9 protein-coding genes are annotated in these 13,474 nt (G+C 60.4%); 7 read left to right on the top strand and 2 right to left on the bottom strand.

What is annotated here, in order from left to right; translation table 11 throughout:
- The first annotated feature begins 69 nt into the window (after positions 1–69).
- Positions 70–1,758 (top strand): HAD family hydrolase, encoded by a 1,689-nt coding sequence (locus BM344_RS07105; RefSeq protein WP_091987647.1) that lies wholly within the window; start codon positions 70–72, stop codon positions 1,756–1,758.
- Between the two features lie 30 nt (positions 1,759–1,788).
- On the opposite strand, the gene thpD is transcribed toward BM344_RS07105, so the two are convergent.
- Complete coding sequence (gene thpD / locus BM344_RS07100) at positions 1,789–2,700, bottom strand: ectoine hydroxylase (RefSeq protein WP_091987645.1); 912 nt, start codon at positions 2,698–2,700, stop codon at positions 1,789–1,791.
- Positions 2,701–2,876: 176 nt separating this feature from the next.
- On the opposite strand from thpD, the gene BM344_RS07095 reads away from it, so the two are divergent.
- From BM344_RS07095 to ftsH, 3 genes are read left to right on the top strand one after another with little or no spacing between them, the layout of a single operon-like run.
- On the top strand, positions 2,877–4,214 hold the full coding sequence (locus BM344_RS07095) for an acetyl-CoA C-acetyltransferase (RefSeq protein WP_091987643.1): 1,338 nt from the start codon (positions 2,877–2,879) through the stop codon (positions 4,212–4,214).
- Between the two features lie 46 nt (positions 4,215–4,260).
- Positions 4,261–6,360 (top strand): 3-hydroxyacyl-CoA dehydrogenase NAD-binding domain-containing protein, encoded by a 2,100-nt coding sequence (locus tag BM344_RS07090; protein ID WP_091987641.1) that lies wholly within the window; start codon positions 4,261–4,263, stop codon positions 6,358–6,360.
- Positions 6,361–6,386: 26 nt separating this feature from the next.
- Positions 6,387–8,324: an ATP-dependent zinc metalloprotease FtsH gene (ftsH, locus tag BM344_RS07085; RefSeq protein WP_091987639.1), complete on the top strand. Its 1,938-nt coding sequence runs from the start codon at positions 6,387–6,389 to the stop codon at positions 8,322–8,324.
- Positions 8,325–8,357: 33 nt separating this feature from the next.
- On the opposite strand, the gene BM344_RS07080 is transcribed toward ftsH, so the two are convergent.
- Entirely contained in the window at positions 8,358–9,602 is a 1,245-nt protein-coding gene (locus BM344_RS07080; RefSeq protein ID WP_167363222.1) for a substrate-binding periplasmic protein, read from the bottom strand.
- A gap of 120 nt (positions 9,603–9,722) precedes the next feature.
- Here BM344_RS07080 and BM344_RS07075 point away from each other — a divergent pair, with 120 nt between their 5' ends.
- The 3 genes from BM344_RS07075 (at position 9,723) to BM344_RS07065 (ending at position 13,464) form a co-directional block, all read left to right on the top strand.
- Positions 9,723–10,439 carry a response regulator gene (locus BM344_RS07075; protein ID WP_091987634.1) on the top strand — a complete coding sequence of 239 codons (717 nt, stop codon included), beginning with the start codon at positions 9,723–9,725 and terminating at the stop codon, positions 10,437–10,439.
- Positions 10,426–11,892 (top strand): ATP-binding protein, encoded by a 1,467-nt coding sequence (locus BM344_RS07070; RefSeq protein WP_091987632.1) that lies wholly within the window; start codon positions 10,426–10,428, stop codon positions 11,890–11,892. Before BM344_RS07075 ends, BM344_RS07070 begins: the two co-directional genes overlap by 14 nt.
- 111 nt (positions 11,893–12,003) lie before the next feature.
- Positions 12,004–13,464, top strand: coding sequence for a carbohydrate porin (locus BM344_RS07065; protein WP_091987630.1), 1,461 nt, complete (start codon positions 12,004–12,006; stop codon positions 13,462–13,464).
- The last annotated feature ends 10 nt before the right edge of the window (positions 13,465–13,474 follow it).

Here is a 13,474-nt window from a genome sequence, read left to right as displayed (position 1 = left end):
AAAATGGTTTTTACTGACAGTTTAGGAAGTTATTGACTTGTACGTTCCTGAAACCCCGAAGGATTGTCCATGGCCCGATTCAGCGATCACCTGCCGGCACCCAGTGTTCTGATCTTCGATTGGCACGGCACGCTGGTCGACACCCATGACGCCATGTTCAGCGCCATGGAAGACATGTTACCGCAGTTGGAGGAACTGGGCCTGGTGGACCGGCTGTTGCCCGAGGACCAGTGCCGGACGGCCGATGACGCCCGCCTGGTGCGCTATATCCGCATCTTCCGGCGCCTGCATCCGCGCATACTGGCGGAGCGGCGAGTATCCCGAACGGATATCTTCAACGCCATTTTCGGCGACGACAAAGACGCCAAGCTGATTGCCCACAAGGCCTACAACCAGGCCTACCGCCGCTACTTTGGACAGGTAAAGCCTTTCCAGCCCGGGGCTTACGAGTACCTGAGTGCGTTGAAGGCCCTGGGCATTCGCCTGGCAGTCTCCACCAACCGCAACCGGGAGTTCCTCGACAAGGAGCTGCGCACGGTGGACGAAGGCCGCTGGCAGCACCTGTTCGACGCCACCGTCTGCGCCGACGATGTGACCGAATACAAACCGGACCCGGAGGTGATCCTCAAGGCGCTGGAGAAACTTGGGCTGCCCGCGGATGAGCGAGCCTGGTACGTGGGCGACAGCTATATCGACATGCTCACGGCCAACAAGGCCGGGGTGTCCGGGGTGTTTTACAACGGTGCCTGCTGGGAGTCTGGCCGTATTGACAGCTGGTTCTCACACCGGGATGCGCCGGCGGCGATTCTCGACAGCTTCGAGGACCTGATGGACCTGCTGGCGTTGCTGGAACGCGGGCAGCCAGAGGCCTTCGAGCGAGCGCCGGCAGAGGTCCGGCCACGGCCCTTCCCGCCGCCCGAGCGGCCACATCCCCGGATTGAGCCCGACTGGCACCCGGCAGTGGTGAAGCTGATTCGCCCGGCGGTGATCCTGTTCGACTGGCACGCCACTCTGGTGGACACTCTGGATGCCATGTACCACGCGGTGGACGACATGCTGCCGGATTTTCACAAGCTCAGGCTCATGGACCGGATGGTGGCCCCGGAAGACAGCAAAACCCCGGAAGACGTCAAGCTGGTGGCCTACGTCCGGGAGTTTGCGAAGCTCCATCCGAAGGTGAAGGCCGACCGGAAGATCTCCCGCACGGACATTTTCGAAGTGCTTTTCGGTGAGGATCAGGAGGCCAAGCAGATCGCCCACAAGGCTTTCAATCACCACTACCGAAAACACTACGGCACCGTGAAGGCGTTCGAGCCCAAGGTGCGGGAGGTGCTGGAAGGCTTGCGCCGGCTCCGCATTCAGGTTGGCGTGATCACCAATCGTGATCGTGAGTTCTTCGACCACGAACTGGCGGCGGTGGAAGACACCGGCTGGACCGAGCTCTTCGATGTGGATGTCTGTGGCGACGACACGCCGCTTCGCAAGCCCCACCCGGACCAACTGCTGCTGGCGGTGCAAAAGCTGGACTATCCGCCGGACCCTTCTGTCTGGTATGTGGGCGACAGCACCACCGACGTGATTGCCGCCAAACGGGCGGGCATGACGGCAGTGTTCTTCAATGGCGCCCAGTGGGACCTGCCGTGGCTCAACAAGATCTTTCCCGGCACCCACAAGCATCCGGACAAGCCGGATGTCGTGGTGAACGATTTTTCGGAGTTCTGGGCGCTGGTGCTGGCCTGCGAGGTGGGGCCGCCTTGAGCACCGGATCGGGAAAGGCGCTGGCCGGTGTCAATCGTTCACCGGCTTGAGCGGGTCCCAGTTCGTGCGGTTGGCGAGGAACTGGGGCCTTGGCTTGTTCCCGCAGAAGGGCTCGGTCAGCGTGTTATGCACGCTGTTGTAGACAAAGAACAGGTTGCTCCGGGGCCAGCAGGACATATTGGCGTTGGAACCATGGAGCGTGTTGCACTCGAAGATGATAAGCGAGCCAGCCGGTCCCTTCGGCGCTTCTATGGCGTTCTCATTCATCAGGTGCGTGAGGCTGGCACCGTCCGGAACGCCGAGATCCTGAATCTTCAGGGATTCCTTATAGTTGTCCTCGGGCGTGCGACCAACACAGGGAATGAAGTACTTGTGCGAGCCCGGGATCAGCATCAGGGGCCCGTTGAACTCGTTGTTATCGGTCATCACGATCGAGCAGCTCAGGCAGCGCATGCGTGGCATGCCGTCCTCGCTATGCCAGGTCTCAAAATCCGAGTGCCAGTTAAAGCCCTTGCCCTTGAACCCCGGCTTGTAGTTGATGCGGGACTGGTGGATGTACACCTCGCTGTCCAGCAACTGTCGCACGATCTTCAGCAGGTGCGGGTCCCGGGTGAGCCGGTCAAAGCGCTTTGATATCTCGTGGATGCCGAAGATGGATCGTATTTCCTCTTTTCCTGGCTCCAGAATCGTCCCCTCAGACAGCTTCAGGTCTTCGTCTTCTTCGTATTCCTGGAGCTCCTGAATGAATTTCTCCATTTCTGATTTGTCGAAGAACGATTCGAAGAACAAAAACCCGCGATCATCGAATTCGCGGACCTGGTCGGCCGTGAGCGGGCCATCCGACAGGCGTTCCTCAGGTGTGTGCACCACTGGATCCAGGCGCTCGAACATGCCCAGTTTGCGCTCCAGCCGGGTTGGAAAGAGGTCTTGAGCGCGACTCATAGCAGATCTCCTCGTCTAAAAGTGTAACTAAAACCCTAGTTGCGAGAAGCCCTTTTTCAAGGTGCGGTTCCGACATGAACCTTGAATCCTGCTCTGCAGGGTCCAAGGTTATAGGTGTGAGTTGAAATTAGAGCCGCCCTGGCCGGCAGGCCAGCTCAGCCAGAGGAGGGATCTGGATGGCACAGCAGGCAAAGAAAACTCGCACACGCCGCGAGGCGGCGCCCCGCACGAAGGACCGGAAGGTGTATCTGGTTGACGGTGCGCGAACGCCGTTCCTGAAGGCCAGGGGACGCCCTGGCCCGTTCTCACCCGTTGATCTGGCCGTTCAGTGTGGTCGGCCGCTTCTGCTTCGACAGCCCATGCCTGCAGATGCCTTCGATCAGGTCATCCTCGGGTGTGTCAATGTGGTCAGTTCCGAGATGAATCCCGCCCGAGTAGCGGCGTTAAGGCTGGGTATGGGCGAGGCGATGCCCGCGTTTACCGTGCAGATCAACTGCGGTTCGGGCATGCAGTCTATCGATACGGCCTACAAATACATCCGGGATGGCGACAGCGACCTGATTCTTGCCGGCGGAACCGAAGCGCTCAGCCACGCACCCATGGTGATGAAATCTGAGGCCGTAGAGTGGCTGGCTGGCCTGAACGCCGCGTCTTCCCCTCAGGATTACGTCAGGCAACTGGCTGGCTTCAGCCCTGGACAGTTCAAGCCTGAAATCAGTCTGGCCAAGGGGCTGACCGATCCGATAGCTGGCCTGAGCATGGGACAGACGGCAGAAATTCTGGCCAAGCAATTCAGGATCAGCCGTACCCAGGCGGACGAGTACGCGGTTTCCAGCCATCAGAGGCTGGCCAAAGCCCAAGAGGAAGGGTGGCTGGAAGGCGAAGTAATGCCCGCAATTTCGCCGGACGGAGAACTGTTCGACCGCGACGATGGAGTGCGTGCCGATACCTCCGTCGAAGCGTTGGCGAAGCTCCGGGCTGCCTTCGAACCGCCCTACGGCCAGGTCACGCCCGGTAACAGCTCACAGGTCACCGACGGCGCCTCCTGGGTGATTCTGGCGTCCGAAGAAGCGGTTAAAAAGTACGATCTGAAGCCCAGCGCGGTGTTGGTCGACAGTCACTGGTCGGCGCTCGAACCTGAAATCATGGGCCTCGGCCCGGTGCTGAGTTCAACGGCTCTGCTCAAGCGTCACAAAGCGGGACTGAACGACATAGACCTGTGGGAAATTAACGAGGCGTTCGCCGCGCAGGTGCTGGCGTGCCTGCGGGCCTGGGAAGATCGGGAGTTCTGTCGGGTAGCCCTCGGCCTGGACGAGGCAATGGGTACCCTCGAAACGGAGCGCTTGAACATTGATGGCGGCGCGGTTGCCATCGGGCATCCAGTGGGCACCAGCGGCAACCGGATCGTGCTGCATATGATGAACGCCCTCAAGCGCAAAGGGCTGAAGCGGGGCATCGCCACTGAGTGTATCGGTGGCGGTCAGTCTGGTGCCATGCTCATCGAGGCCGTTTGAAGCTCGGACACAGAACTCCGATTTGCAGAATGTCAGGAGGACGCACATGAAAGGTCAAATCCTTGAGACACTGAGCTCACGTGACATGGCCCTGGGCCCTTTTGAGGAATATGAGGGCAAGGCATCCGAACGCGAGTGGCAGCATTGGCATCTGGAACGCGACCGCAGTGATGTTGCCTGGCTGATCCTCGACAAGAGAGACGCCAGCGCCAACGTGCTTTCCGAGGCGGTATTGAACGAGCTGGCCGACATTGTTAGCGAACTTGAATCACACACGCCAAAGGGCGTGGTGCTGCGTTCGTTCAAGCCCGGCGGTTTCTGTATGGGCGCCGATATTACCGAGTTTGCCGAGTTGTCGTCGGAAACCGAAGTGGTCGACAAGCTCACCGATGCCCATCGTGTGGTTGACCGGTTCGAAGCTTTGTCATGCCCGACGGTTGCCGTTATTCATGGTTCCTGCCTTGGTGGCGGCCTGGAGCTGGCGCTTGCCTGTGACCTCAGGCTGGCCGTTCCAGGCGCCAAACTGGGGTTTCCGGAAATCCAGCTCGGGTTACACCCGGGGCTCGGGGGAACGGATCGCCTGACCCGGCTTGTTGACCCCATCGAAGCAATGACCATGATGCTGACCGGCAAGACGGCTTCCCACAGCAAAGCCAAAAAGCTGGGTCTGGTAGACGAACTTGTCGAGGAGCGTCATGTGCACGCTGCGGTGGAGGCTGCGATCGCCGGCGATATCGAGTCGGGCAATCAGGGCCTGCGTGGCCGGGTGCTCTCCAGCAAACCGGCGCGTCAGCTCGAGGCCCGCCAGATGCGCTCGCAAAGCGCCAAAAAGGCGCGGCCAGACCATTACCCCGCACCGGAAGCGCTGATTGAACTCTGGGAGGACTTTGGCGGGGCGCCCGGACCGGAGATGCGAGAAGCTGAAATCGCCTCGTTCGCCAGACTCATGATGTCCGAGACCTCCCGCAATCTGGTGCGGGTCTTCCATCTGCGCGAGTCGCTGAAAGGCCTCGCCCGCAGTGAGGCCGAGGCAGTACGCCACGTTCATGTGGTCGGTGCCGGTGAGATGGGTGCTGATATCGCGGGATGGTGCGCGGTGCGTGGACTGAATGTCACTCTCTTCGACATGGAGGCCGAAAAGCTGGCTCAGGCGGTGAAAAAACTCGCCGATCTGTGTGAGAAGAAGCATCGGTCCGACGCCGAGACCCGGGACATACTGGATCGGCTCACACCAGATTTCGCCAACAACGGCGTCGCTCGGGCGGACCTCGTGATCGAAGCGGTGCCCGAGAAAATTGAGCTCAAGCAGAAAGTCTACGAAGAGGTTGAGCCGAAACTCAAACAGGGCGCCATCCTCGCGACCAACACCTCCAGCATTCCCCTGGAAACCCTGCGGGAAAAGGTCAGCGATCCGAGTCGCCTGATCGGTCTGCATTTCTTCAATCCGGTGGCGTTGATGCCCCTGGTGGAAGTGGTCAGTCATGACAAGGCCGCCGAATCGGTGCTTGATCGCGGCCGTCGGTTCGTGGGGCAGATCGACCGTTTACCGGCCCCGGTGGCTACGGCGCCCGGGTTTCTGGTAAACCGGGCGCTGACGCCGTACCTGGTCGAAGCCATGGTGTTGCTGGATGAGGGAGTGGCCGCCGAGAGCATTGATGCGCTGGCCGAGGAATTCGGCATGCCGGTTGGGCCGATTGAGCTGGCGGATCAGGTGGGGCTCGATATCTGCCTGAGTGTCGCTGACATGCTGCGAGAGAGATTGGATACCGCTATGCCTCCGGCACCGGACTGGCTCCGCCAGAAGGTGGACGACGGAAACCTCGGAAAGAAAACCGGGGAGGGGCTTTACCAGTGGAAGAAAGGCAAAGCGGACAAGGACGATGTCTCAGGCGGTACCCCAGACGATACCCTGGACCGGCTGATCCTGCCCATGCTGAACGCTTGCATGGCGTGTCTGCGTGAAGGTGTGATTGAAGATGAAACAACCCTGGATGGTGCAATGATTTTCGGTACCGGGTTCGCGCCCTTCCGCGGTGGGCCCCTGCATTATGCCCATAAACGGGGTTTCGAAAACATTCGCGAATCTTTGCAGAAACTCGCGCAGGCCCACGGACAACGTTTTCAGCCCGATGACGGCTGGCATTGAATGAACCCAACAACCAAGGAGATGCCATGGCTGGCCAGGCCCAGAGATCCAATCCTCAGGATGATCGGAAGGAGCAGGAGACCTCCCGGCAGGAACCGAAGGATCCTCTGTCGGAACAGGGGCAGCAGAACGAGCCGCCCCAGTGGCTTCGATTCGTCAATTTCCTGCTGGTCGCGTTTCTGGTGTTCTATGCGGTGCAGATGTTCAGCCAGTCAAACTTCGAGCAGCTGACCTACACCGAGTTCAAGGAACGGGTTACGTCCGGACAGGTCTCGGAAGTAACCATTGAAGGGCATCAGGTGCGGGGTACCCTCAAGAGCGCTGAAGGCAGCGGCGATGGTACTGGCCAAACGGTATTCCAGACCCAGGTTCCGGAGGTCGGTGAGACCCGCATCGTGGAGTTGCTGGAGCAGAACGGCGTGCCGATCACGGCAAAAGAGTCCGGGCCGGACCTGCTCTCTCGCATGCTGGTCAATTTTCTTCCATGGCTGATTATCCTCGCTGTGTTCGTCTATTTCTGGCAACGCATGGCGCGCCAGATGGGCGGGCAGCAGGGCGGCTTGTTCAACATGGGCAAGTCCAAAGCCAAGCGATTCCGCAAGGACGAGCCGCGCAAGCGATTTGACGACATTGCCGGCTCCGACAGCGCCAAGAGGGATCTGACGGAAATCGTCGATTACCTCAAGAACCCTTCTTACTATCAGCGGCTGGGCGCCAAGCTGCCCCGGGGCGTGCTGATGGTGGGGCCGCCCGGTACGGGCAAAACGCTGATGGCTCGTGCGGTTGCCGGCGAGGCAGAAGTGCCGTTCTTTTCCATCTCGGGTTCCGAATTTATTGAAATGTTTGTCGGGGTTGGGGCGTCCCGTGTCAGGAACATGTTTGAGGAAGCCCGCAAGGAAGCACCCGCGATCATCTTTATTGATGAACTGGACGCCATCGGCCGCTCCCGGGGCGCCGGCGTGGGCGGCGGACATGACGAGAGAGAACAGACCTTGAACCAGATTCTGTCTGAAATGGACGGTTTCTCGCCCCACGAAGCGGTCGTGGTCATAGCGGCCACCAACCGTCCGGATGTATTGGATGCGGCGCTGATGCGCCCGGGGCGCTTTGATCGCAAAGTTACCCTGGACAGCCCCCATCGCAAGGCCCGGGAACAGATACTGGAAATTCACACCAAGGCCATGCCACTGGATGACGATGTCGACCTGGCCGCGGTATCGCGCCGTACCGTCGGATTCTCCGGGGCTGATCTGGAGAATCTCGCCAACGAGGCAGCACTGTTCGCCGGCCGGGACGGCAGCAAGCTGGTGGCCATGGCCCACTTCAATCTTGCCCGCGACAAAATTCTGATGGGCGCCGAGCGTGAGCAGACTCTGAGCGACGATGAAAAGAAAGTCATCGCTTTCCATGAGTCCGGTCACGCCCTGACGGCACTGCTGTTTCCCAAGGCCGATCCCCTGGAGAAGGTGACGATCATTCCCCGGGGGCGGGCGCTGGGTCTGACCGAACAGGCCCCGGACGAAGAGCGTCTGAACATGACCGCCAGCTATGCCCGGGACCGGATCGCCGTGATGCTCGGCGGCCGGGTGTCCGAGCGTCTGATTTTCGGTGAAGTGAGCAGCGGTGCGGAGAACGATATCGAACAGGCAACCAAACTGGCCCGGCGCATGGTGTCCCGATGGGGCATGAGCGAGGCCATCGGGCCGGTATCGGTCAGCTCCAGTCAGGAAGAGGTGTTCCTGGGCCATGAGATTTCCCGGGAGCGGGAGTTCAGTGAGGCCACGGCCGAGAAGATCGACGACGAAGTCAGGAAACTCATCACTGGTATCGAAGGGGATGTGGCCAAGCGACTGGAGGAAAACCGGGATCGGCTGGAACGTATGGCGGAAAGGCTCCTGGAAGAGGAAACCCTGGAGGCGTCCGAGATCGAGTCCCTGCTGTCCATTGACAGCTCCAAAGACTGACATTGCCAAAGCGTGATGTTGCCAGAGACCCTGTTACTGGCGCTCGTATTCGCTCAGGGCGTCTTCGATACCCAGGCCAATGACAATAACCCCCTCGGCGGTCTCGCCAATGTCGGACGGAACCGCCGTGCTGACAGTAACCTGAAACCGTGCTGCCGAGGTGTCGTAACGAATGGGTGAGATGAACAGGGATTGTCCGGGGGTGGCGCTCGCTCCGGACCCTCCCATGACTTTCTGGAATTTTGGCTCATCGCCTTGCCAGTAATCGGAGGTCAGCTGGCTGATGGCGGCCAGGGTGCCCATGTCGTTCACCACCATGACCTCGGTGATCAGCCCCGGGTGAGATTGCTGCCAGGCGTGCAGGGCCCGGGAGCCTGGCAGTGCCAGAATCTCCTCGGCCAGATCCGGTGTCTGGAACGGTGACAGGGCCTGCCACTGGCTGTCGATGGTCATCACGTCGGTAAAGCTTTCCTGCCGGGGCCCCGCCTCAATGATCTGACGAATATCCAGGATACTGTTCAGTTCCGCGAACAGGCGTTCCGAGAGTTTGATAATCCGCCGCTCTTCCTCATCGGACAGTGCGAGTTGGCCAGCCATGCATTTGGTGAGCGTGCGGTTGAACGCACCCAGAAACTCCGGATTATCCGAGGTGAAGGTCTCGCTCAGGTACAGGTACAGGGGCGCATAGCGAACAAAGTGTGTGTTCAGTTGCGGGTCATTGAAGTCGTTGGTCTGGCGCAGGCGGTTCATGACCCGCTCATCCATCAGCGCGGTATCGATCCGGGCGCGCTTGAGCAGGGCGAGCAGCTGGGCCGGCGATGACACGCTCAGGAAAATCCGGTAGCCATTGGCTTCCAGCCAGGCTTCCTCGTTGCTGCCGGAGACCACCCCAATGCGAAGTTCCCGGCTGAACGGCCGGTTGTCCCGGGTGAAGAAATACCATTTCTCCAGTGCCACCGGGTCGCTGCGTTTTGCTATGGTGTCGAGTTCTGATGACGGATCAATGGCAAAGTAGCCATCAATCATTTTGCGCTCAAGTGAGTGGATGGCCCGATTCTGTGGGGCAATCCGGATGCGCGTCGCCCAGCCCGCACGGTTGGCGGCACAGGCCACGGTATTGGCGGTTTCGCCAACCACCAGACTGGAGTCATCAGCGCCCGGCCCCACCATCTGGTAGGGTGGGCTTTCGAAAGTCAGCAGCTTCAGTGTCGGTGCCTGGGCCTGGCACACGGAATAGACCAGCGCTGTGGTAAGGCCCAATGCCAGTCTAAGTGTCATAGAGGGGACCGCGTCCATGTTGTCGACAATCCTGATTTGAGGCTAGCACCAAATCGGGGCTTTTTCCTCACAACTTTTGGACATATTCTTTGGGCCATCAAAAACAAAAAGGGCCATGCTGTGAATGACAGGAAAGCATCGATCCTCGTGGTGGACGACGATGCCGCCATCCTTGAGCTGCTCGGGGAACACCTTTCCCGGGTTGGCTATGATGTCAGGACCGCCGGTGATGGCGAACAGATGTGGCGGCAACTCGACGCGGCGCATGTGGATCTGATTGTACTGGATGTCATGCTGCCCGGTGACGACGGCTTCACCCTGTGCCGGCAGATCCGTGAGCACAGTCGCGTACCGATCATCATGTTGACGGCCAGCTCGGACGAAACCGACCGGGTGGTTGGTCTGGAGCTGGGGGCCGACGATTATCTGGCCAAGCCCTTCAGTGCCCGGGAGTTGCAGGCCCGCGTCAAGGCGCTGCTGCGCAGGGCCAGTTTTTCCCGATCGGACAACCCGCGCTACGTGGTATTCGATCGCTGGCGGCTGGACACCCTGGCCCACGAGCTGATTGATGAGAACCAGGAGAGCACGGCGCTCTCGGGGGCCGATTTCGCGCTGTTGCAGCTGTTTCTCAACCACCCCAACGAAGTACTGGATCGCGACACCATCTCCGATGTGACCCGCGGCCGCGAGTCCATGCCACTGGATCGGGTGGTGGATGTGGCCGTCAGCCGGCTCCGGCAGCGGCTCGGCGACCAGGGCCGCAACCCACGGCTGATCAAGACCGTGCGGGGCGCCGGCTATCTGCTGGCGGCAACGGTGAGCCATGTCTCTGACTAATCGGGGAGAGTCCGCGGGATCCGGTCGGCGCTGGTTTCCCTCATCATTGCTGGGGCGGGTCCTGTTGCTGACCCTGCTGGCCATGGCCAGTGCCCAGATCATTTCCAGTGTCGCCTGGATTGCCACCTTCCGGGCCCAGCAGGTACAGGGGCTGGTCGCAACAACCCGCAACCTGGCCCAGTCCGCCGCGGCCACCGCTCAGTTCTTCAATTCGCTGCCCCTGGAGTACCGGCATATTGTCCTGGACCAGCTCCGCGATATGGGCGGCACCCGCTTCTTCGTTTCACTCAACGACCGGCGCATCAACATGACGCCCCTGCCGGATACCGAACGGAAGCGGCTGGTTACGGAAGAGGTGGAATCGGTCCTGCGCCGGCGGCTCGGTAACCGGATCAATCTGCATGTGGATTTCGTGGACCCGGCCAACCTGCGCATTCTCAACAGCGAGATGCCGCTGGATGCCCTGCCTCAGTCCTGGGCCCACTACGCGCTCACCCTGGAGCCGCTGAACCCTCCCGTTCTGGTCACCCAGGTTGAGGTGACAGAAGACGAATGGCTCTACCTGGCGGCCGCGCTGCCGGCCCCGTATGTGTCCCTGGAGGATGAGGGCATACCCGGCCAGCAGATCCTGTTCCTGGTGGTGATGATCGCCATTCTCTTTCCAGTGCTGGCCTGGCTTATCCGGCAGCAGACACGCCCGCTGCGCAGGCTGGCCCGGGCCGCCCGGGATCTGCCCCTGGAGGACAATCAGCCGCCGCTGGTGGAGAAGGGGAGCGCGGAAATCGTGGCGGTGACCCGAAGCTTCAACACCATGCGTCGGCGCCTGCAGAGCTACATCAGCGATCGCAACCAGTTGTTCCGAGCCATCTCCCACGATCTGAAAACGCCGATTACCCGGCTGCGATTGCGGGTCGATCTGATCGAGGACGACGCCATGCGCGAACGCCTGGAGGCTGATTTGCGGGAACTGGAGCTTTTGGCGAAGAACGCGCTCCAGTCCATCAAGGACAGCGACATCCACGAGAATGCTGAGCCGGTGGATGTAGAGCGGATGCTGCGGGACATGGCCGAGGCCTACCAGGGCGACGGCCCGGGGCAGGTGACCGTGCAGGGTCATTGCCGGGCTTATCGGGGCAAGCCGCTGGCGTTGAAACGGTGTTTTGGCAACCTCGTGGACAATGCCGTCAAGTACGGGAATAGAGCCCTTGTGCGAATTGAGGACGCGGCCGGCGAGCTCCGGATCCATGTGGAGGACGAAGGCCCCGGTGTCTCCGAAGACCAGCTGGCCCGTATCTTCGAGCCGTACTACCGGCTGGACAAGAACCAGCACCAGGGGTTTGGCCTCGGCCTGGGGATCGCACGCAACATTGCCCAGAGCCACGGCGGTGAGCTGGAAATCAGCAATCGGTCCACCGGCGGCCTGCACGTTACCCTGACCCTGCCACGCCACTGATCGCCCATGTAACAAGGTTGTTACATGGGCATTTCCCTTTGATACGTAGTGCTGTCCCTTCCTGCCATAGACTCCGATGTTGCCAATACAACAAAAACAAGGAGTCTGAAAATGTCCAACACTGCGTATGGCACCCAATCTGTAAAAACTACCCGGAAAGCACCTCTAACCCGGAAAATACCTCTTCTGTCTGTTGCCATCAGCCTGATTTCGCTGGGACTGGCGGCCGGGCAGGCTCAGGCCCAGGACAGCCAGAGCGTGGAAGAACGCCTGGCGGCCCTCGAGGCGAAGCTGGCGGAAGTGGAGCCCCAGGCCACCGGCGAAGAGGGCTTTTCCTTCAGCACCTATGCCCGTTCGGGCCTGTTGCTCGGCGGCGACCTGCAGAGTGTTCCCGGTGGTCCCTACCTGACCCCGGCCGGTTCCGTCGGCGGCGCGGTGGGGCGTCTCGGCAATGAGCCAGACACCTACCTTGAGGCCATCCTCAACTATCGCCAGGTGGCCGAGAATGGTACCCAATCCCTCTACCAGTTGATGATTGCCGATTCCACCACCTCTTCGAACGACTGGACTGCAGGAGATGGCGCCCTGAACGTGCGCCAGGCCTATGTGGAGTTCAGCAATCTGGCCAGCTTTACCGGTATTTTCGAGGAGGCTTCGATCTGGGCCGGCAAGCGCTTTGACCGGGACCTGAACTTTGATATTCACTGGCTGGACAGCGATATCATTTTCCTCGGGGGCCTCGGCGCTGGCATCTATGACGTCAGGTTCGCTGATAACGTACACTCCAATTTTTCCCTGTACGGTCGAAGCTTTCTGGAGTTTCCCTCCGACATCCAGAATCAGGACATCACCTCCGACACGGATAACCTGATCGTCACCGCCGACAACTATTTCGGCAAGGTGCAGTGGACCCTCAGCGGAATGAAGGCGCAGGAGAACGACGAGCGCGTTGTGGGTGGTGTTCAGCAGGCCGCCGAGACCGGTGTCCACACCATGCTGGCCTACCACGGCGACAGCTTTTTTGGGCTGTCGGACGGAAACTTCAAAGTGGCGGTGCTGCATGGCCAGGGCCTGGGGGCCGAGACCAAGAACATCGGCGCCGATGGCGACCTTCACGAAGATGCGGTGAGCACCCGGGTGGCTGTCTATGGCACTACCTATCTGAGCGAAAACTGGCGGTTGGCGCCGGCGCTTCTGGCCGAGACCAGTGATGACCGTTACATCAAGGGCGACGATTACCAGTGGCTGACCGTCAATGCCCGCCTTGCCCAGGAGCTGACCACGAACTTCGAGATGCAGTACGAGGCGTCCTGGCAGACCATGGATCTCACCACGCTGGGTTACCGGGGGCGCAGTGACGTGGAGGGCGACTACAGCCGCTTTACCGTGGCGCCCACCTTCAAGCCCCAGGTCGGCGGGTTCTGGAACCGCCCGGAGATCCGTGTATTCGTCAGCTATTCCACCTGGGATGACGAGCTGGAAGGCTATGCCTCCGGCGATGCCCTCGGCGCCGATAGCGATTTTGAAAGCGGTCAATGGACCTTTGGTACCCAGATGGAAGTCTGGTTCTGAACCTGATCAC

Source organism: Marinobacter gudaonensis, from assembly GCF_900115175.1.
GTDB lineage: Bacteria > Pseudomonadota > Gammaproteobacteria > Pseudomonadales > Oleiphilaceae > Marinobacter > Marinobacter gudaonensis.
This window is presented reverse-complemented; position numbering and strand designations above follow the sequence as displayed.

Coding starts and splice junctions, on each gene's coding strand:
- BM344_RS07065 (WP_091987630.1), top strand. CDS start 12,004: ATGTCCAACACTGCGTATGGCACCCAATCTGTAAAAACTACCCGGAAA.
- thpD (WP_091987645.1), bottom strand. CDS start 2,700: ATGAGTCGCGCTCAAGACCTCTTTCCAACCCGGCTGGAGCGCAAACTG.
- BM344_RS07105 (WP_091987647.1), top strand. CDS start 70: ATGGCCCGATTCAGCGATCACCTGCCGGCACCCAGTGTTCTGATCTTC.
- BM344_RS07070 (WP_091987632.1), top strand. CDS start 10,426: ATGTCTCTGACTAATCGGGGAGAGTCCGCGGGATCCGGTCGGCGCTGG.
- BM344_RS07095 (WP_091987643.1), top strand. CDS start 2,877: ATGGCACAGCAGGCAAAGAAAACTCGCACACGCCGCGAGGCGGCGCCC.
- BM344_RS07090 (WP_091987641.1), top strand. CDS start 4,261: ATGAAAGGTCAAATCCTTGAGACACTGAGCTCACGTGACATGGCCCTG.
- BM344_RS07080 (WP_167363222.1), bottom strand. CDS start 9,602: ATGACACTTAGACTGGCATTGGGCCTTACCACAGCGCTGGTCTATTCC.
- ftsH (WP_091987639.1), top strand. CDS start 6,387: ATGGCTGGCCAGGCCCAGAGATCCAATCCTCAGGATGATCGGAAGGAG.